This window comes from Mesorhizobium sp. LSJC269B00, assembly GCF_000502815.1.
Taxonomy (GTDB): Bacteria; Pseudomonadota; Alphaproteobacteria; order Rhizobiales; family Rhizobiaceae; genus Mesorhizobium.
The window spans coordinates 411,712-429,465 of the sequence record NZ_AYVN01000003.1; the positions used below are offsets into that span (position 1 = coordinate 411,712).

The following is a 17,754-nucleotide window of genomic DNA, read 5'->3' on the forward strand; positions in this document are numbered from 1 at the left end:
TCCGGGCGACATGCACTAGGGGACAAGAAATGACGACGATTGCCGATGTCGCGCGCCATGCCGGAGTGTCGGTCGCAACCGTCTCGCATGTGATGAACCGCACGCGCCATGTCGAGCCTGAGACGGCCGAGCGCGTGCATTCGGCCATCGCCGCCTTGCGCTACAGCCCGAACACGCTGGCGCGCAGCCTGAGGCGCGGCGAGACCAAGACCATCGGCCTGCTGCTGCCGGACAATTCCAACCCGTTCTTCGCCGGCGTGGCGCGCCAGATCGAGGATGCCGGCTTCCTTGCCGGCTATACTGTGATCCTGTGCAACTCCGACGGCAGCGCCGAGAAGGAGGAGCGCTACCTCCAGGTGCTGATGGCCAAGCAGATCGACGGGCTGATCTTCGCCGGCTCGTCGGATCATGCGCGGGTGTTCTCCAGCCTTCTGCCCGGCGTCCCGGCGGTGCTGCTCGACCGCGAGATCCATTCGGTCAATGTCGATTCGGTGCTGGTCGATCACGATCATGGCGGCTATCTCGCCGGCCGCTATCTGGCCGGGCTCGGCCACGAGAAGATCGGCGTCATCGGCGGCCCGCGCGATTCCAGCTCCAGCCCGGCCCGCCTGCGCGGCTTCGCCAGGGCGCTGCAGGAAGCCGGCCTCGACCTGCCGCCGGCCTCGGTGGTGGATTCCGACTACCACTTCGCCGGCGGCCGCACGGCGATGGAGCGGCTGATGGCGCAGGCGCCGGGGATCACGGCGCTGTTTGCCTGCAACGATCTGATGGCCATGGGCGCGCTGACAGTGCTGCGCGGGCGCGGATTGCGGGTCCCCGGCGACATGTCGATGATCGGCTTCGACGACATCCCCTATGCCGTCACCACATGGCCGCCGCTGACGACGATCGCACAGCCGGTCGAGAAGATCGGCACCCGCGCCGTCAGCCTGCTGCTCGAGCGGGTTGCCGAGCCTGCGGCGCATTCGCGCCGCGAAGTGCTCACCCCGGTGCTCGTCGAACGGGAGAGCTGCGCGCCGTTGCGCGGCTGAAGCCCTCAGGCGGCGGCCGGCTGCAGCGCTGCCCTGAGCAGCATGCCGAAGAGGTCGCGCGGCTCGTCGGGATCGGCGAGCAGGTCGAGCTCCTCGTAGAGGCCGGTGGCCTGAAGCTGGTCGCGGACATAGCGCAGCGCCGAAAAATCCTCGGTGGCGAAGCCGACGGAATCGAACAAGGTGATCTGTTCCGCCGTCTTGCGGCCTTCCGCCTTGCCGGTCATCACCTGCCACAACTCGGTCACCGGATGGTCGGCGTGGAGCTGCTGGATTTCGCCCTCGATGCGCGTCTGCGGCGAGAACTCGACGAAGATGTCGGAGCGCAAAAGGATGTCGCGGTGCAGTTCCGTCTTGCCGGGGCAGTCGCCGCCGACTGCGTTGACGTGCACGCCGGAACCGACCATGTTGTCGGTCAGAATGGTGGCGGACAGCTTGTCGGCGGTCACCGTGGTGATGATGTCGACGCCTTCCACAGCATCCTGGCCGGTGGCGCAGATGGTGATGTCGAAGCCTTTGCCGGCGAGGTTGCGGGCGCATTTTTCCGAAGCCGAGCGGTCGATGTCGTAGAGCCGCAGCCGGTCGATGCCGAGCAGCGCTTTGAAGGCGACAGCCTGGAATTCGGACTGGGCGCCATTGCCGATGATGGCCATCGAGCGCGCGCCTTTCGGCGCCAGATATTTGGCCGCGACAGCGGAGGTCGCCGCAGTGCGCAGCGCCGTCAGGATCGTCATTTCGGTGAGCAGCATCGGATAGCCGGAGCCGACATCGGCGAGCACGCCGAAGGCGGTGACGGTCTGGCGCCCCTCGCGCATGTTCTTGGGATGGCCGTTGACATATTTGAAGCCGTATAGCCGGCCGTCGCTGGTCGGCATCAGTTCGATGACGCCGTCATGGCTGTGCGAGGCGATGCGCGGCGTCTTGTCGAACAGCTCCCAGCGGCGAAAATCCTCCTCGATATAGGCGGCGAGTTCGGTGAGGAACCGCTCGACGCCGATGGTCAGCACCAGCTTCATCATGCGGTCGACGCTGACGAAGGGGACGATGGCAAGGCGGGAAGGCTGGGTCATGCAATGCTTCCGGAATGGCTGCGGGTCGGGCGGTCCATGATGCGGCGGCCCATCAGGCTGGCGGCGAGGTCGACCATCAGCGTGGCGGTACGGCCGCGCTCGTCGAGGAACGGGTTGAGCTCGACCAGATCAAGGCTGGAGACCAGGCCGCTGTCGGACAGCATCTCCATCACCAGATGCGCCTCGCGGAAGGTGGCGCCGCCGGGCACGGTGGTGCCGACGGCCGGCGCGATGGAGGGGTCGAGGAAGTCGACGTCGAGGCTGACATGCAGCAGGCCGTTTGCCTTTTCGACGATGGCCAGGAAGGCGCGCAGCAAAGGTGCGACGCCGTGCTCGTCAATGGTGCGCATGTCGTGCACGGTAACCCCCGCTTCGCTCAGCGCCCGGCGCTCCGCCGGATCGACGCTGCGCAGGCCCATGACGCAGATGTGGGCAGGGTCGACGGCGACAGGCAGGTCCGGGAAATAACCGTTGAAGCCCGGCCGGCCGCTGGCATAGGCGAGCGGCACGCCGTGCAGATTGCCGCTGACGGTGGTATCGAGCGTGTGGAAATCGGGATGTGCGTCGAGCCACAGCACGAAGAGCGGCCGGCCGCGTTCGGCGGCGCGGCGGGCTATGCCCGACACCGTGCCGGCCGATATCGCGTGGTCGCCGCCAAGGAAGATCGGCATGGCGTTCCGCGAAGCCGCATAGGCGGTCTCGGCTATCGCCGCGGTCCAGGCGGAAATCTCCGGTAGGGCCTTCAGCGCGAGATTGCCATGGACGATTGCGCGCACGGCGGCCGGTTGCACCGCGCCCCAGTCCTCGACCTCGTGGCCGAGTTCCGACAGCACCGAGACAAGCCCGGCCGTGCGCAGCGCGCTCGGCCCCATCTCGCATCCCATCCTGCCGGCGCCGTCCTGCACCGGCGCGCCAACGATCCTGCAGCGCATGGTTTTTGGTGTCCTTGCAAATTGATTGGGCAATTGATGCGTGGAATGAACCATCCTGGACCGGCAGTTTGAACAAACGAAATTGGCATTTCGAGAAGAATGATTTATCATTCCGATAAGTCGCTTTGGTCAAAGTGGATAGAATCATGGACTTGCTTGACGAAAGGCTGGTCACGCTGCTCAGGCATGATGCCCGGCGCAGCATCTCCGATCTCGCGGTCGATCTCGGGGTGTCGCGCGCCACGGTCAGGGCGCGCATGGAGCGACTGGAAAAAACGGGCGAGATCATCGGCTACACGGTGGTGCTGCGCGCCGACGCCGTCGACCAGCGGATACGCGGCGTGATGATGATCGAGATCGAGGGCCATGCCGCCGACCGCGTGGTCCGGGCGCTCGGCGGTCTCGCTGAGGTTTCGACCATTCACACCACCAATGGCCGCTGGGACCTGGTGGTCGAACTCGGCACGGCCTCGCTCACCGATTTCGACGCGGTTCTGCGCCGAATCCGGCTAATCCCGGGGATAACCGGCAGCGAGACAAGTCTGCTGCTGGCAACGCCGAGGACGACAAGGGCGCGGCTGGCTTAGCCGCCGTTCCGGCCGGCGTGTTCACGCAAAGCTTTGGGCGGAACTGGCGAATGGGTCGCCTGGCTGACGAATCTCATTGGGGCCGCAGCTATGCTCCACATGACGGACGAAGCCGGCATGACGCGAGATTGCACCAGCTTCAACGGTGCACGGACCGGACGCTTGCCACAGGCCAAGGCTGATGGCAGGATAAAAGGCCGCAATGTGCGGCCTCTGGCGGCCGTTGTGTTTCGATGGATTATGAAGCATTTTCCCAAGGTGCGGGTTCTCCTCACAATGTGCGGCAGCCTCGTTTCGCCTTGGTCGCCCTTGATTTTTCGCAATGTGCGCTTTGCCTGCCTCAGGCCGCAGGGCATTTAATTCCACGGGGTCAAGCCTCATGACAGAGATTTGTGCTTGGGCCGTCTATCGTCGGCGAAGACAAGGCATGGCGCCACAATCAGCGCCCCCTGGCATTCGTGACCAGGTGAAGAATGCCGTTGCGTACCTCTCGCCCCCATGTTTCAAAACAGGTCGATAGACCCGCGAGAATGGTTTCGAAGCCTGCGGGGTTGCCCACGGTCCGGCGAGAATTCTAAAAGACGTTCACAATGACACAGCACGCAAAAGACGCACGAATTCTCATGTACAGCCACGACACGTTCGGGCTCGGCCATTTGCAGCGTTGCCGAACGATCGCGCATTCACTGGTCGGGGATTTCCGCGGACTTCAGGTGCTAATCATTTCGGGCGCCACCATCGCCGGCGCCTTCGACTACCGCGCCCGCGTCGACTTCGTGAAGATCCCCAGCGTCATCAAGCTGCGAAACGGCGAATACACCTCGCTGGAAAAGGACATCGATCTGCACGAGACGCTAAGGATGCGGCAGTCGATTATCCGCCACACGGCCGAGAGCTTCCGGCCGGATATCTTCATCGTCGACAAGGAACCGCTGGGGCTGCGCGGAGAGATCGAGGATACGCTGTCCTACCTCAAGACGCGGGGCACCACGCTCGTGCTTGGCCTGCGCGAGGTGATGGACGCGCCGCATTTGCTCGAAGCGGAGTGGGCACGCAGGGATGTGATGCGCAAGATCGGCCTGTTCTACGACAAGGTCTGGGTCTATGGCCCGCCGGATTTCTACGATCCGCTGACCGGCCTGGAGGTGCCGCCGGCGGTCAGGGCAAAGATGAAGTTCGTCGGTTTCCTGCAACGGAGCCTGCAGCAGAACCAGTTGCCCGGCCACCGGCCCGAGGGCGACTATATCCTGGTTACCACCGGTGGCGGTGGTGACGGCGCCGACCTGATCCACAACGTCATCGAGGCCTATCAGCAGGATCCGCGATTGCAGCACAGGGCGCTGATCGTGCTTGGGCCCTACATGCCGGCGCGCAAGCGCAACAAGCTGGTCAGGAAAGGGGCCAAGATCCCCTATGTCAAGATCATCGAATTCGACAACCGGATGGAAGAGCTGATTGCCGGCGCCAAGGCGGTGGTGGCGATGGGCGGTTACAACACCTATTGCGAGATATTGTCTTTCGACAAGCCGGCGCTGATCGTGCCGCGCGTCACGCCGCGCGAGGAACAGCTGATCCGGGCACGGCGCGCAGCCGAACTCGGCCTCATCGAGATGCTTTTGCCTGAGGAAGCCGAGGATGCCCAGCGGTTTGCCGATGCGCTGCAGGTTTTGCCGGGCCGGCCCCGCCCATCGCAGAGCAATGCGCATCTGACTCTGGAAGGGCTGCCTCATATTTCCGAAATCGTGGCGGAACTGCTCGACCGGCGGGCCGGCCATCACCTTTCGGTCATTGAAGGCATGAACTGAGTTGCAACACCGCAAGATCGTCGTGGTTCTGAAGGGCTATCCGCGGCTGTCGGAAACCTTCATCGCACAGGAATTGCTCGGTCTCGAGCGTGCGGGGTTCGACCTGATACTTTTCGCGCTCAGGCGGCCGACCGACGCAAAACGTCATCCCGTGCATGACGAGATCAAGGCCCCCGTCCACTATCTACCGGAATATCTGCACAGAGAGCCGCTGCGCGTGGTTCGGTCGCTGTTTGCCTGTCTGCCGCGGCCTGGCTTCTGGCGCGCGCTCAAATCGCTCGCTGCCGATATCCGCCGCGACTTTACCCGCAATCGCGCGCGGCGCTTCGGGCAAGCGCTGGTGCTGGCGGCCGAATGGCCGCAAGATGCCGGATGGCTGCATGCCCATTTCGCGCACACGCCGGCATCGGTGACGCGCTATGCCAGCCAGCTTCGTGGCTTGCCCTGGAGCTGCTCAGCCCATGCCAAGGACATCTGGACGTCGGCGGACTGGGATCTGGCCGGCAAGCTTTCCTCGGCGCGCTGGACGGTCACGTGCACGAAAACCGGCTTCGACCATCTGAAAAAACTCGCCAACGGCAGTTCGTCCGTGCATCTGAGCTATCATGGGCTCGACCTTGACCGCTTCGGCAGTTTCGGCGAGGCGCGAAAACAGCGTGACGGCTCGGCGCCGGCCGAACCGGTCATGATCTTGAGTGTCGGACGCGCCGTTGAAAAGAAGGGCTATGATACGTTGCTGGAGGCTCTTGCCCTCTTGCCTGGCGATCTGGCGTGGTGTTTCGAGCATATCGGTGGCGGCGAGGAACTGAAACGGCTGAAGGCGCTGGCGCAAAGGCTCGGACTGGAGGGGCGCGTCTCCTGGAAAGGCGCGCTGGCGCAGGAGGAGGTGCTTGAGCACTACCGCAGCGCCGACATCTTCGCTTTGGCCTGCAGGATCACCGCGGATGGCGACCGGGACGGCCTGCCGAATGTTCTGGTGGAGGCGGCCAGCCAGCGGCTTGCCTGCGTGTCGACCGATATTTCCGGCGTGCCGGAGCTTTTATCGTCGGATGAAACCGGGCTGCTGATTCCCTCGGAAAACCCGACTGCCCTGGCACAGGCGCTGGAGCGCCTGATCCGCGATCCCGTCCTGCGCGTCCGCCTCGGCGACGCCGCGGAGCGGCGCGTGCGAAGCAATTTCGATCATGTGGCAGGCATTGGACAGCTCAAGGAACTGTTCGAGCGGGAGTGGCGGGCCGCCGAATGAAGCGGCTGCGCGCTTTCTTCTATGTTCAGCACCTGCTCGGCATCGGCCATCTCGCGCGCGCCAGCCGCATTGCGGCGGCTCTGGTCGATGACGGGTTCGACGTCACCGTCGTGACCGGCGGAGCGCCGATCGCGGGATTTCCGGGATCGGGTGTAAAATCCGTGACCCTGCCGCCTGTCACCTCCGGTGACGAAGGATTTTCCGGACTTGTCGACCTGCAGGGCAAAGCCGTCGACGATGATTTCAAGACGCGGCGCTCAGAGATGCTGCTGCAGGCTTTCCGGGATTACAGGCCCGACATCGTCATTATCGAGGCGTTTCCCTTTGGACGCCGGCAGATGCGTTTCGAACTCTTGCCACTGATCGAGGCCATCGAAGCGACATCGCCCAGACCGCTGCTGGCGGCGTCCGTCCGCGACATCCTTCAGGAGCGCGTGAAGCCGAGCCGAAACGAAGAAACGGTCGATATCGTCAACAGGCATTTCGATCTTGTCATGGTCCATGGCGATCCGGCTTTCGCAACCATCGACAAGACATTTCCGCTGGCTGGGGCGATCAGGGCCGAGGTCGCCTACACCGGGCTCGTTGCCGCGCCGCCGACGCAAGCGGCCTCAGAGCGCTTCGACGTTCTGGTGTCGGTTGGCGGCGGGGCGGCCGGAAAGAGCCTTGTCAGATCCACCGTCGCGGCGGCGCGAAATGCCGATAACGCCTGGACATGGTGTTTGATCACCGGCCCAAACCTGCCGAAGGACGAGTTTGACGCGATTTCACGCGATGCCTCCCCACGCCTGTCCATCTTCCGGTTCCGCGAGGATTTCGCCAGCCTGCTGACCGGCGCCCGCCTGTCGGTCTCGCAGGCGGGTTACAACACGGTCTGCGATGTCATGCGCGCGGGGTGTCGCTCGCTGCTCGTTCCATTTGCAGCCGGCGGGGAAACCGAGCAGACGCGTCGCGCTCTGATGCTCGAAGAGCTCGGTCTTGCAACGGTGCTGACGGAACAGGACCTGACGCCTGAAGGTCTGGCGCATGCGATCGAGCAGGCGCTTGCGGGACCGCCGCCAGCCGCGCATCGTCTCGATCTGGAAGGGGCGCGGCGATCGGCGCAAATCCTGCGCGAGCGCTTCAAACAGTTCCAATCAGCATGAAGCGTGTATAATTTTTTGTCGGCAATTCGCCGGAGAACCTGATCTGCCGCAGCGCCGCCATTGCTTCGAAGGCTGCAAGTGACGCCACGCAGTTGATGTGCGTCGGCTCGCTGAAATAGTCGTTCGACTGCAGCAGCACGTTCGTACCCCGCGGAAGCAGGGCAAGCCAGGCGCTGAGATCGGCTATGTGTTCGCAGCTCGTATTGACCACCAGGTCGGGTCGGCCGGCGCCATAGTCGAGTGCGTACATATCTGCCGTCAGTGCTTGAAACCGCTCGCCGGCTTGCCGGTTGAGTGTCCGGGCGACCGCGCCGACTTCGGGATCGATGTCGATGCTGTCGATCGCCCCGATGTCGAAGCGGGCGTCGTTGAAAAGCATCGCCGGCAATACGCCGTACCATCCACCCAGAACCCATATGCGTTCGAACCCGCCGCCGTCGCTTTCGAACAGCCTGTCGAGCGCCCACATCTTGCAGGCGACCTGCTTGTGGTTGAAGGCGTTCGCGATATTGGCCTGCGGATGCTTGGCGATGACGCGCGCCAGCCCGGCCACGAGAGGGTGGTCGACGTAGGCGGCAATTCCCCGCGTGAGGTCCAGGGCTTGCTCATGCCCACCCATGCCGGCATTGCGTGGTTGCGTGACATCCATCATATTCGTCTTCTATGTTGGGATTTCGGGCGACACAACGCAATCTTGCCTCTTGCCTGTTCGACTTGCGGACGCGACTGTGCCGCAAGCCGTTTCGCCATTGCCCGGAGGAGGCCGATTGAATTTGTCCGGACCATCGGCGCCCATCCGCTTGGCGCGCAGCTGCCGCTTTGAGCTCGTCGTTGGCGGCGAAGACATGGCCGATACACCATTTGCCAGCAGGTGCCTTTACATTCCGCATCCTTCAAACTGACAATCGCATATGGAAACCAGCCTAGCCCGCTATATCTGGACGCACACCAGGAAGCAGCAGCTCTGGATATTGATGATCGTCGTGCTTTCGATGGTCCCGTATTTCATGTCGTTCGACCTGCCGAAGCTGATCGTCAACGGCCCGATCCAGGGCAAGGGGTTCGAGCAACCGGGCGCGACCCTGCCATTCATGCGGTTGCACTATAACCTGCCGTTCATCGGCGAGGTCCAGTTCTTCTCCGGTTTTCAACTGGACCGCACCTCGACCCTGCTTGCGCTCAGCCTTGTGTTCCTCTTGCTGGTCGTCATCAACGGCTTGTTCAAGCTCTACATCAACACTTACAAGGGCCGGCTCGGCGAACGCATGCTGCGGCGTATTCGTTTCGATCTGGTCGATCGTGTGCTGCGGTTTCCGCCGGTTTACTTCAAGCGGGTGAAATCCGCCGAAGTGGCGACCATGGTGAAGGACGAGGTGGAGCCGCTGGGCGGCTTCATTGGCGATGCCTTCCTGCAGCCGGTGCTGCTCGGCGGCCAGGCGCTGACGGCCATGCTGTTCATCATGGTCCAGAACGTCTGGCTCGGAATGATAGCGGTCGTGATCGTGGCGATCCAGATCGTGCTTATCCCGCGAATGCGGCGGCGGCTGCTCGTGCTCGGGCGCCAGCGGCAGTTGACGGCGCGCGCGCTTTCAGGCCGGGTTGGCGAAATCGTCGACGGCATCGGCGCGGTTCACGTCCACGATACGTCGAACTACGAGCGCGCCGACATAGCAGCCCGGCTCGGGCTCATCTTCAAAATCCGCTTCGATCTTTACCAATGGAAATTCATGGTAAAGTTCCTCAACAATTTTCTCGCGCAGCTCACGCCCTTTCTGTTTTACATGATCGGTGGCTATCTGGTCATCCAGGGGAGGTTGGATGTCGGCCAGCTCGTGGCCGTGATCGGCGCTTACAAGGACTTGCCCGGACCGATGAAGGAACTGATCGACTGGGATCAGGACCGGCAGGATGTCCAGGTCAAATATCAGCAGGTCGTCGAACAGTTCACCGTCGAGAATATCATCGCGCCGGAAATCGGAGCACTGACGGTCGACGATCCCGATCCGATGACCAAGCCGCTGTCGGCGGTCAGCCTGTCGATAGCAGACGATGGCGGCGCAATGCTCCTCAATCGCATCTCGCTCGAGGTCAAGCCGGGTGAGACGGTGGCTCTGGTCAGCACCGCAACAGGGGGAGCGGAGGCGCTTGCGGAAGCCTTTGCGCGGCTGACCTGGCCGGACAGCGGAAGGATCGTTTCGGGCTCCGATGACTTGCTTGATCTCCCCGAAGCCGTGACCGGCCGGCGCATGTCCTACGCTTCGTCGGATGTTTTCCTGTTCCAGGCAAGCCTGCGCGACAATTTGCTCTACGGTTTGAAGCATGCGCCGCTGACATCGGTGACATATGACGGCGCAGCGGCGGACCAGCACCGTTGGAATATCGACGAGGCGCGCCGGTCGGGCAATCCGGATCTCGATATCCGCAGCGACTGGATCAACTATGCCTCCGCCGGCGCCACCGGCCCGCACGACCTCTTCGAAGCCGTGCGCCGGGTGCTCGACGCGGTTCTTCTGTCGCGCGACATTCTGGATCTTGGCTTGCGCTCTTCGGCCGACCTCAAGCGCCACACGAAGCTTGCCGAGCGGATCGTCGAATTGCGTGCGGCGCTGCGAACCCGGTTGGAGGAAGAAGGCCTGAGCGCGCTGGTGGTTCCTTTTGAACCGGGCGCCTACAACAAGGAAGCGACGATCGGCCAGAACCTGCTCTTCGGCGCCGCGGCCGGCCCCGAACTGGCTCACAAGGCACTGGCGTCCAATCCCTATTTTGCTTCCGTGCTGAAGCAAGCCGGCCTCGACCGCACGCTCTACGAAATGGGCATGGAGATCGCCGAACAGGCGATCGAGCTGTTTGCCGACCTGCCGCCCGAACACCAGTTCTTCCAGCAGCTCGCCTTCATGAGCGCCGAGGAGATACCCGCCTACGAAACCTTGCTGCAACGGCTCAAGAATCGCCCCTACGATGCGGTTTCGGAGAACGACCGCGCCATGATGGTCACCTTAAGCTTTGCCTATATCGAGCCCCGGCATCGCTTCGGCCTGTTGACCGACGAGCTGATGAGCAAGATCATCGCTGCACGCAACCAGTTCTATGAAAACCTGCCGGCCGAGCTGGAGAAAGCTGTCGAACGGTTTGATCCTGCCAAATACATCGCCGCGGCCACCGTCATGGACAACGTCCTGTTCGGGCGTGTCGGCAACAACCATCCCGACGCGCCGGACCGTATTCGCTCCATCGTCTATGATATTCTTGACGAACTGGGACTTTATGCCGAGCTTCTGGATGTCGGCCTGGACTTCAACGTCGGCGCCGCCGGCAGGCGGCTGACCGGCGGACAGCGACAGAAGCTCGATGTTGCCCGCGCCTTGCTCAAGCGTCCCGATTTCCTCATTCTCAATCGGCCGCTGTCGGCGCTCGACCAGCGCGTGCAGGACAAAGTGTTGCGGAATGTGCTCGACGAAGCCAGACGCGACGGCCATTCGCCGGCAATTGTGTGGGTGGTGACGAATCCGGCAATGGCGACGATGTTCGACCGGGTTGTGGTCTTTGACTCAGGCCAATTGGTGGAAGACGGAACACACGAGACACTCTTGGCGGGAAACGGTATCTTCAAGGAACTTGTGTCATAGTCTGGCAAACGCGAATTCAGGAAGGTTTGCGACAATGCTGCTCAAGGATGAAGTTGGAATGCTGCAACGCGTTCCCTTGTTCTCTGGCATCGAGCCGACAAAGCTCAAGCTGCTCGCGTTCACGTCCGATCGCGTGAACTACAGTGCCGGCCAGATTCTTTTCCGGCAGGGCGACGAGGCAGACGCCGCCTATGTCATCCTTTCTGGCAGCGCGGATATTCTGGTCGATTCCGACAATGGGCCGATCAAAGTTGCCGAATTGCTGCCAAATTCGATCGTTGGCGAGATTGCCATATTGTGCAACAGCTCCCGTACTGCCACCGTCAAAGCGGCAAGTGAGCTGGAGGCCTTGAGAATCCGCAAGGACCATTTCCTGAGGCTTATGAAGGAGTTTCCCGAAATGACCATCGAGATATTGCGGGTTCTTGCCGATAGGCTAAGCAGTACGACCGCGGACCTGATCGACGCACGAACGGCCGAGAGCGATTCACAGTTGCACTGAAGCGGCGAGCCGCTCTGTTTCTTTGTTTGGATGCAGTTTCCGGAACCGTGTCACACCTTTCCTGGAACGACTCTGGCAGCAGTTGGTTGGCTACGATGGGCGAAAGGGTGCATGGACGACGATTTCTTCCTTGTCAGGTTTTGGGGCGTGCGCGGCAGCATTGCGGTGTCGGGGCCAGAATTTGCTCGCTATGGCGGCAACACGATCTGCATCGAGATGCAATGCGGCAATCATACGCTTCTGTTCGACGCGGGCTCCGGCCTGCGGCCTGCCGGCAGGACGCTTCGAGCGTCGGGCGTCACCGATTTCGACCTGTTTTTTACCCATTGCCATTACGATCACATCATCGGGCTGCCGGCTTTCAAGCCTATTTATGAACGAGGCATCAAAGTTACGCTTTGGTCCGGGCATCTCGCTGGACGCATGACGACGCGGCAGATGGTCGATGAATTCATTCGGCCGCCATGGTTTCCGGTGACACTCGGTGTCTGCAAGGCGAGCCTCGACTGCCGCGATTTCGCATCCGGAGACCTGCTTCGGCCACGCGAAGGAGTTGTTGTACGAACCGGTAGTCTTACCCATCCGGGCGGCTGCATCGGCTACCGGGTCGAATGGGGGGGCCGCGTCGTGGCGGTCATCACAGACACCGAGCACGAGCCGGGCAAACTCGACCAGGCGGTGCTCGGCCTGATCAGAGATGCCGACCTCGTCATTTACGACTGCACCTACACCGAGGAGGAAATGGAGCGCTACCGCGGCAACGGGCACTCGACATGGCAACAGGGCGTCAAGCTCTGCGAGGCGGCCGGCGCGCGCGGGCTTGCGCTGTTTCACCACGATCCGGCACGCACCGACGATGAGCTGGACGAGATGGAGAAACTGGCCAAGGACAGGTTTGCCGGCGCTTTTGCGGCGCGGGATGGCCAGACGCTCACATTTCCAGTCTTGCACAAAAAGCGCTGAGCTATTTTCCGGCGCTGCGTTCGGTCAATGTGCTGATCGGAAGCCATGCGCAGGCTTCGGTCCGCGCGGTGATCGTGAACAGCCGTTCGAGGAAAAGCCATGCCGATTCATCATGGACGAGATGGTGGGTGAGCAGGCCGACCGGTTCGCCGCCGTCGAATGCACGCTGCAATTGCGCGACGATGGCCTGAACCAACAGACCATGATCGCGGCAGCCGCGCGTGCCATGCCAATCCATGATGTCGACATTGCTGTTGATGACCGCCAAGGAAGCCGGCCTTGGCGGCCCGAACACCGACAATGCCGCAAATCCTATCGATCCGAGGTCGGGTACCAGGCCGGCGTCGATCCGGTTCCAGGGCGGCACCAGCATCGGAACCGCACGTGCGCCGTGCAGGCCGGTTACACGCGACAGCCCGCCGGCCAGCTCATCCAGCACCACCTCGCGTGGCCGATGCGCGCCGAGCTCCTGCTTTTTTTGACCCTCGGGCGCATGATTTCGGTGCGCCCAGCCATGAATGGCGACCGTGGCATGCGGCGCGGCGTCAAGCCGGACGACAAGCTTCCCGTCGGTCTGGGCCGGAATGACGGCCAGAGTGACCGGAACCGCGAAGTCACCGGTGAGGTCGAGCAACCGATCGAGCGCCGGCGTAGGATCCACGGCGTCATCGTCGCGCAGCCAGAACTCTGCCTTGCGGCCCGCCCGTTGCCGGTGCGCCAGCTCGTCCACCAGGGGCTGCCAAATCGGGTCGGATGTCATGACAACGGGATCATCTTGAGAAGTTCCGCCAGACGGGCCTTTGCAGCACCGAGAGAGCGTTCTTCGAGAACGAAACGTCTGGCCTCTGCAGCCATGACGGTTCTTTCGTCATTGTTGGCCAGAAGCCTTGCAATTGCGGAAGCGAACGCCGCTACATCGCCTGGCGGGGTGAGAAACCCGGTCTGGCCATGCCGCACGACCTCCGGCACGCCGGCAACGTCCTGAGCCACCACCGGAAGGCCGGCGGCCTGTGCTTCAAGATAGGCAATGCCATAGGCCTCGCCGTAACCCGGCCAGACGTAGATTCCCCCGCGATAGAGGACATCCGGCACGGCGACCGGCTCAATCGCGCCAAGCCATTCGATACGGTCGGCGGGCAAGCCGGCGAATTGCGCCTTTACCTCGTCACGGGCAGGTCCGTCCCCGACGACCGACAGCGTCCAGGGGAGGTGGCCGATCAACCCGAGCGCCTGCGCCAGCATGCGATAGCTCAAGACCTTGTCGCCCGGGCGCATCATGGCGACGGTCACGAGGCGCGTCGGATAATCCAGTACCGGCATTTCGTAGAATGCCGATGTGTCGATGAAGGGTGAAAGCATACCGAGAGCGGCGTGGGGAACAGCATCCGCCAGCCCCTGGCGATCCCTTTGCGTGAAGCAGATGTTCAGCGCCGCCTGCTCTATGGCTCGCGCCACCAATGCCTGGCTATCGGCCCACGAACCGGCGTTGCGCCGTTCGGAATAGGAGGCTTCGGCCGTCACATAGGGGACGGCAAAGGCCAACGCCAGCTCGGGCCCGATCAGGTCGGGCGCCTTGTAGTAGGGATGATAGGAGAACCAGAGATCGGGCTTGCCGTCGCGGTCCCAAAGCCTTGTCAGTCGCGCGGCTTCGTCCCGGGCCTCGATCATGAGCGCATCGAAACTTTTCGGTTCCGGCTGGCGTAGATAGAAGCGCAACTCCGATGCCAGTTCGACGCTATGCCCGCCATGCTGCAGCGCCTGGACCAGCATCCGTGCCATCTGGCGGTCGCCGGAGACAACGGGATGATTGGGCGACTTCAGCGGGGCGTAGAAGGCAATTCGCATCGCGCGATCCTATCATCGCAAAGCCTGCCCAAGTCAATTTCGAGGCATGATCGACTTCACCTTCAAGCGTTGGAATGTGCTATCTGATGCTTATGGAAACAGCTGTCGCGTCCGACCCGTTCGTCGCTTCTTTGCCGGTCTTCGCAAAGTTCGAAAGCGTTGCCGATATCGACAACTATCGGCCTCTCCCCGATGGCTGGGCGCTGGCCACCGCCGACATCGTCGGCTCGACCAAGGCGATCGAAGCCGGGCGCTACAAAACCGTCAATATGGCCGGCGCCAGCGTCATTTCGGCGCTGCTCAATGCACTGGGCCGGCAAGATCTTCCCTTCGTCTTCGGCGGCGACGGCGCGCTCGTGGCGTTTCCCGGCTCGGCGCTGGAGATCGCCCGTAACGCGCTGGCTTCTGTCCAGAGATGGGTGGCGGACGAACTGGACCTGACCTTGCGTGCCGCAATCGTGCCGATAAAGGACATAAGAGCGCAAGGCCTCGACGTTCGCGTGGCGAGGTTCCAGGCCTCCGAAGCAGCCTTCTATGCCATGTTCGCCGGCGGCGGCGGCAGTTGGGCGGAAGCCGAAATGAAAGCCGGGCGCTACCGCGTCGACCCCGCCCCGGCCGGCGCGCGGCCGGATCTGACCGGCCTCTCCTGCCGCTGGAACCCGATCGAAGCCCGGCATGGCGAAATTGTCTCGATCATAGCCGTGCCCGGGGCATCGCGCGACTTGCGTGGTTTCCAGTTTCTGGCTTCCGACATCATCACCCTTGCCGGCAGGCAGGAGCGCGATGGCCACCCGGTGCCGGTGGACGGTCCGGCCTACAGTCTCTTGCCCGCCGGTCTCGATGTCGAGGCACGGGCCACGGCGCCGCCGGGGCGGCGGTGGCTGGCCAAGCTGTGGGTGATCTTCCTGATGACGCTTACGGCCGTCACCGACAAATTGGGCTGGACGATCGGCGGTTTCGATCCGAAGGTCTACAAGCGCGAGGTGGCCAGCAATTCGGATTTCCGCAAGTTCGACGACGGCTTGAAGATGACCATCGACGTCGACGCGGATGTGTTGCAGCGGATCGAGAACCGGCTGAAACAAGCGGAAGAGGCCGGCATCTGCAACTATGGCCTGCACCGCCAGAAGTCGGCCTTGATGACATGCCTCGTCATCTCGCCGCTGCAGCGCGATCATGTTCACTTCATCGATGGCGCCGCCGGCGGCTATGCAATGGCTGCCGCAAGCCTGAAGGCGAAGGCGCCGGTCTGATGACGGCTTGGGGAATCGATTTTCCGCAATGCGCCGCGGCCATGGTTCTTGGGACCCGGCGAGCCCAACGGTGCCTGAGCCGACCAATTATTTGCGCGATGTCAGGATCGGGATTGCACTTCGCCGGCAGCCTCGCCACATAGTGTTGCAGGTGATTTGTGCGGTCGACGTCTGCTTGCTTCCTGCAAGGACAGTCATTCGGGATATTCTTCGCCGGCTTCTGCCCCCGAAGCCGGCTTCATTGACTTCGAGAATTTTGCGGATCAAAGGAGATGGCTCGTCTTCGACGGGTTTCGAGATAGCATGAGCACAGCGCAAGCAGAAATTTCCAACATTCTCATGGATAAGGTTGCCGATTGGCTGACCCAATCGGCGCTGGCGGGCGACGACCTGGAAACATTGGTCAAGGGTTTTTGTGAACGGCTGGCTGCTGCCGGCCTGCCGCTGAAGCGGGTGCATTTGAGCTTTTCGATGCTGCATCCGCTTTATGACGCGCTCGGTTTCACCTGGATTCGCGGCCAAGGCCTGGAAGTGGAAGGCTTCCGGAGTGAGAACGGCGTCCATTCCGACAGATTCCTAACCAGCCCATACTACCATCTGCTCAGCAACAAGCTCGACCATCTGCGGCGCCGGCTCGACCCGTCGGTGCGGTCGGAGTTTCCTGTTTTCGATGAGCTCAGGCTTATGGGCGTCACCGATTACATGGCTTTCGTCCATCCCTTCAATGGCGATACAAGTCAGGGCATGTTGGGGTCCTGGTCCACCGACAGTGCTTCAGGCTTCAGCGACAGCATGATTTCGGCGCTGCTGCGGATCCAGAACCATCTCGCCATAGCAAGCAAGATGGCGGTGCTCACCAAGCTCGCCGACAACATGATGACCACGTATCTCGGCGGTGACGCCGGCAGGCGCGTGCTGGACGGCCAGATCAAGCGCGGCGAGGGCGACACAATCCGGGCCGCGCTGGTGATGGGCGATATGCGCGGGTCGACAAGGCTCGCCGAAACCTCCGGCCGCGAAGTCTATATCGATACGCTGAACCAGTTTTTCGATGCCATCGCAGCACCATTCAATCGCAAAGGCGGGCAGATCATGAGTTTCCTGGGGGATGGATTCATTGCCGTCTACCCCTGCGAAAGGCACCGCGCGCAGTCAGAGATCGCCTGCCAGGCTGCTCTTGCGGCTGCGCACAAGGCCAGCATGCGCATGATGGAGCTCAATCTGCGCAGAAAAGAGCAAGGACTGGGCGACATAAAATTTGGTATCGGCCTGCATGTCGGCAATGTGATGTTCGGCAATGTCGGGCTTACCGACCGACTCACATTCTCGGTCTTCGGCTCGGCTGTAAACGAGGTCCAGCGTCTCCAGACCCTGACCAAGAAATATCCGCACAGCGTTCTCGCCAGCAAGGACTTCGCCGGCTATTGCGGGGCCAACAGTTGGCTGACGCTCGGCGAGGAGGAACTGGCGGGCAGCAAGCAGAAGCTGACGGTGCTTTCACCCGATCTGTCGGGTGCTCTCGCACTCGATGAAGACGCTGCGCTGCAGCCGTTTCACGATCGGATATCGGACGCCGAGCAGGTCATGCTGCTTCATCGCGATGCCGCGCGGCTGTCGGCGGGCGACCGGAGGAAGCTCCAGTAGTCACCACCATCCGATCTGGACGCCCTGGTATGCTGTCCGGCCGCCGGTCGCCGGGGAATTCGTTTCGAATCCAAGTTGCTCTGCGCTGACAATGCGCTAGTCTTGCTT

16 protein-coding genes are annotated in these 17,754 nt (G+C 62.3%); 11 read left to right on the plus strand and 5 right to left on the minus strand.

The genetic code is table 11. The annotated features are described in order from the left end of the window. Positions 1 to 29: 29 nt before the first annotated feature. On the plus strand, positions 30 to 1,031 hold the full coding sequence (locus X771_RS154825) for a LacI family DNA-binding transcriptional regulator (RefSeq protein ID WP_023687616.1): 1,002 nt from the start codon (positions 30 to 32) through the stop codon (positions 1,029 to 1,031). 5 nt (positions 1,032 to 1,036) lie between these two features. Here the strand turns inward: X771_RS154825 and X771_RS154820 are convergent, their stop codons facing one another. Both X771_RS154820 and rocF read right to left on the minus strand, forming a co-directional pair. Further along, positions 1,037 to 2,098, minus strand: coding sequence for an ornithine cyclodeaminase (locus tag X771_RS154820; protein ID WP_023687617.1), 1,062 nt, complete (start codon positions 2,096 to 2,098; stop codon positions 1,037 to 1,039). Next, entirely contained in the window at positions 2,095 to 3,030 is a 936-nt protein-coding gene (gene rocF / locus X771_RS154815; protein ID WP_023687618.1) for an arginase, read from the minus strand. Before rocF ends, X771_RS154820 begins: the two co-directional genes overlap by 4 nt. Before the next feature lie 146 nt (positions 3,031 to 3,176). Between rocF and X771_RS154810 the strand changes: the two genes are divergently transcribed. The 5 genes from X771_RS154810 to X771_RS154790 all read left to right on the plus strand — a co-directional run bounded on the left by X771_RS154810 (position 3,177) and on the right by X771_RS154790 (position 7,813). Continuing rightward, the gene (locus tag X771_RS154810) at positions 3,177 to 3,617 is read left to right on the plus strand and encodes an Lrp/AsnC family transcriptional regulator (protein ID WP_023685065.1); all 441 of its coding nucleotides are present in this window, start codon (positions 3,177 to 3,179) and stop codon (positions 3,615 to 3,617) included. 99 nt (positions 3,618 to 3,716) lie between these two features. Next, entirely contained in the window at positions 3,717 to 3,977 is a 261-nt protein-coding gene (locus tag X771_RS154805; RefSeq protein ID WP_023672151.1) for a hypothetical protein, read from the plus strand. 230 nt (positions 3,978 to 4,207) lie between these two features. Beyond that, positions 4,208 to 5,422, plus strand: a complete 1,215-nt coding sequence (locus X771_RS154800) for a glycosyltransferase family protein (protein ID WP_023672150.1) — start codon at positions 4,208 to 4,210, stop codon at positions 5,420 to 5,422. Between the two features lies 1 nt (position 5,423). Beyond that, positions 5,424 to 6,668: a glycosyltransferase gene (locus tag X771_RS154795; protein WP_023687620.1), complete on the plus strand. Its 1,245-nt coding sequence runs from the start codon at positions 5,424 to 5,426 to the stop codon at positions 6,666 to 6,668. Then, complete coding sequence (locus X771_RS154790) at positions 6,665 to 7,813, plus strand: glycosyltransferase family protein (RefSeq protein WP_023687621.1); 1,149 nt, start codon at positions 6,665 to 6,667, stop codon at positions 7,811 to 7,813. Before X771_RS154795 ends, X771_RS154790 begins: the two co-directional genes overlap by 4 nt. Here the strand turns inward: X771_RS154790 and X771_RS154785 are convergent. Further along, positions 7,791 to 8,462, minus strand: a complete 672-nt coding sequence (locus X771_RS154785) for a class I SAM-dependent methyltransferase (protein ID WP_081732427.1) — start codon at positions 8,460 to 8,462, stop codon at positions 7,791 to 7,793. The two genes, X771_RS154790 and X771_RS154785, sit on opposite strands and share 23 nt — an antisense overlap. 262 nt (positions 8,463 to 8,724) lie before the next feature. Here X771_RS154785 and X771_RS154780 point away from each other — a divergent pair, with 262 nt between their 5' ends. The 3 genes from X771_RS154780 to X771_RS154770 all read left to right on the plus strand — a co-directional run bounded on the left by X771_RS154780 (position 8,725) and on the right by X771_RS154770 (position 12,904). Further along, complete coding sequence (locus tag X771_RS154780; RefSeq protein ID WP_023687623.1) at positions 8,725 to 11,439, plus strand: ABC transporter ATP-binding protein; 2,715 nt, start codon at positions 8,725 to 8,727, stop codon at positions 11,437 to 11,439. 34 nt (positions 11,440 to 11,473) lie between these two features. Beyond that, positions 11,474 to 11,941, plus strand: coding sequence for a cyclic nucleotide-binding domain-containing protein (locus X771_RS154775; protein WP_023672144.1), 468 nt, complete (start codon positions 11,474 to 11,476; stop codon positions 11,939 to 11,941). Between the two features lie 111 nt (positions 11,942 to 12,052). Then, complete coding sequence (locus X771_RS154770) at positions 12,053 to 12,904, plus strand: MBL fold metallo-hydrolase (RefSeq protein WP_023687624.1); 852 nt, start codon at positions 12,053 to 12,055, stop codon at positions 12,902 to 12,904. Position 12,905: 1 nt separating this feature from the next. Here the strand turns inward: X771_RS154770 and X771_RS154765 are convergent, their stop codons facing one another. Further along, positions 12,906 to 13,664: a polysaccharide deacetylase family protein gene (locus tag X771_RS154765; RefSeq protein ID WP_023687625.1), complete on the minus strand. Its 759-nt coding sequence runs from the start codon at positions 13,662 to 13,664 to the stop codon at positions 12,906 to 12,908. Next, entirely contained in the window at positions 13,661 to 14,749 is a 1,089-nt protein-coding gene (locus tag X771_RS154760) for a glycosyltransferase family 4 protein (protein WP_023687626.1), read from the minus strand. The genes X771_RS154765 and X771_RS154760 overlap by 4 nt, the downstream gene beginning before the upstream one ends. A gap of 74 nt (positions 14,750 to 14,823) precedes the next feature. Between X771_RS154760 and X771_RS154755 the strand changes: the two genes are divergently transcribed. Beyond that, complete coding sequence (locus tag X771_RS154755; RefSeq protein WP_027050460.1) at positions 14,824 to 16,002, plus strand: DUF3095 domain-containing protein; 1,179 nt, start codon at positions 14,824 to 14,826, stop codon at positions 16,000 to 16,002. 303 nt (positions 16,003 to 16,305) lie between these two features. Further along, positions 16,306 to 17,646, plus strand: a complete 1,341-nt coding sequence (locus X771_RS154750; RefSeq protein WP_023672139.1) for an adenylate/guanylate cyclase domain-containing protein — start codon at positions 16,306 to 16,308, stop codon at positions 17,644 to 17,646. Positions 17,647 to 17,754 lie beyond the last annotated feature (108 nt).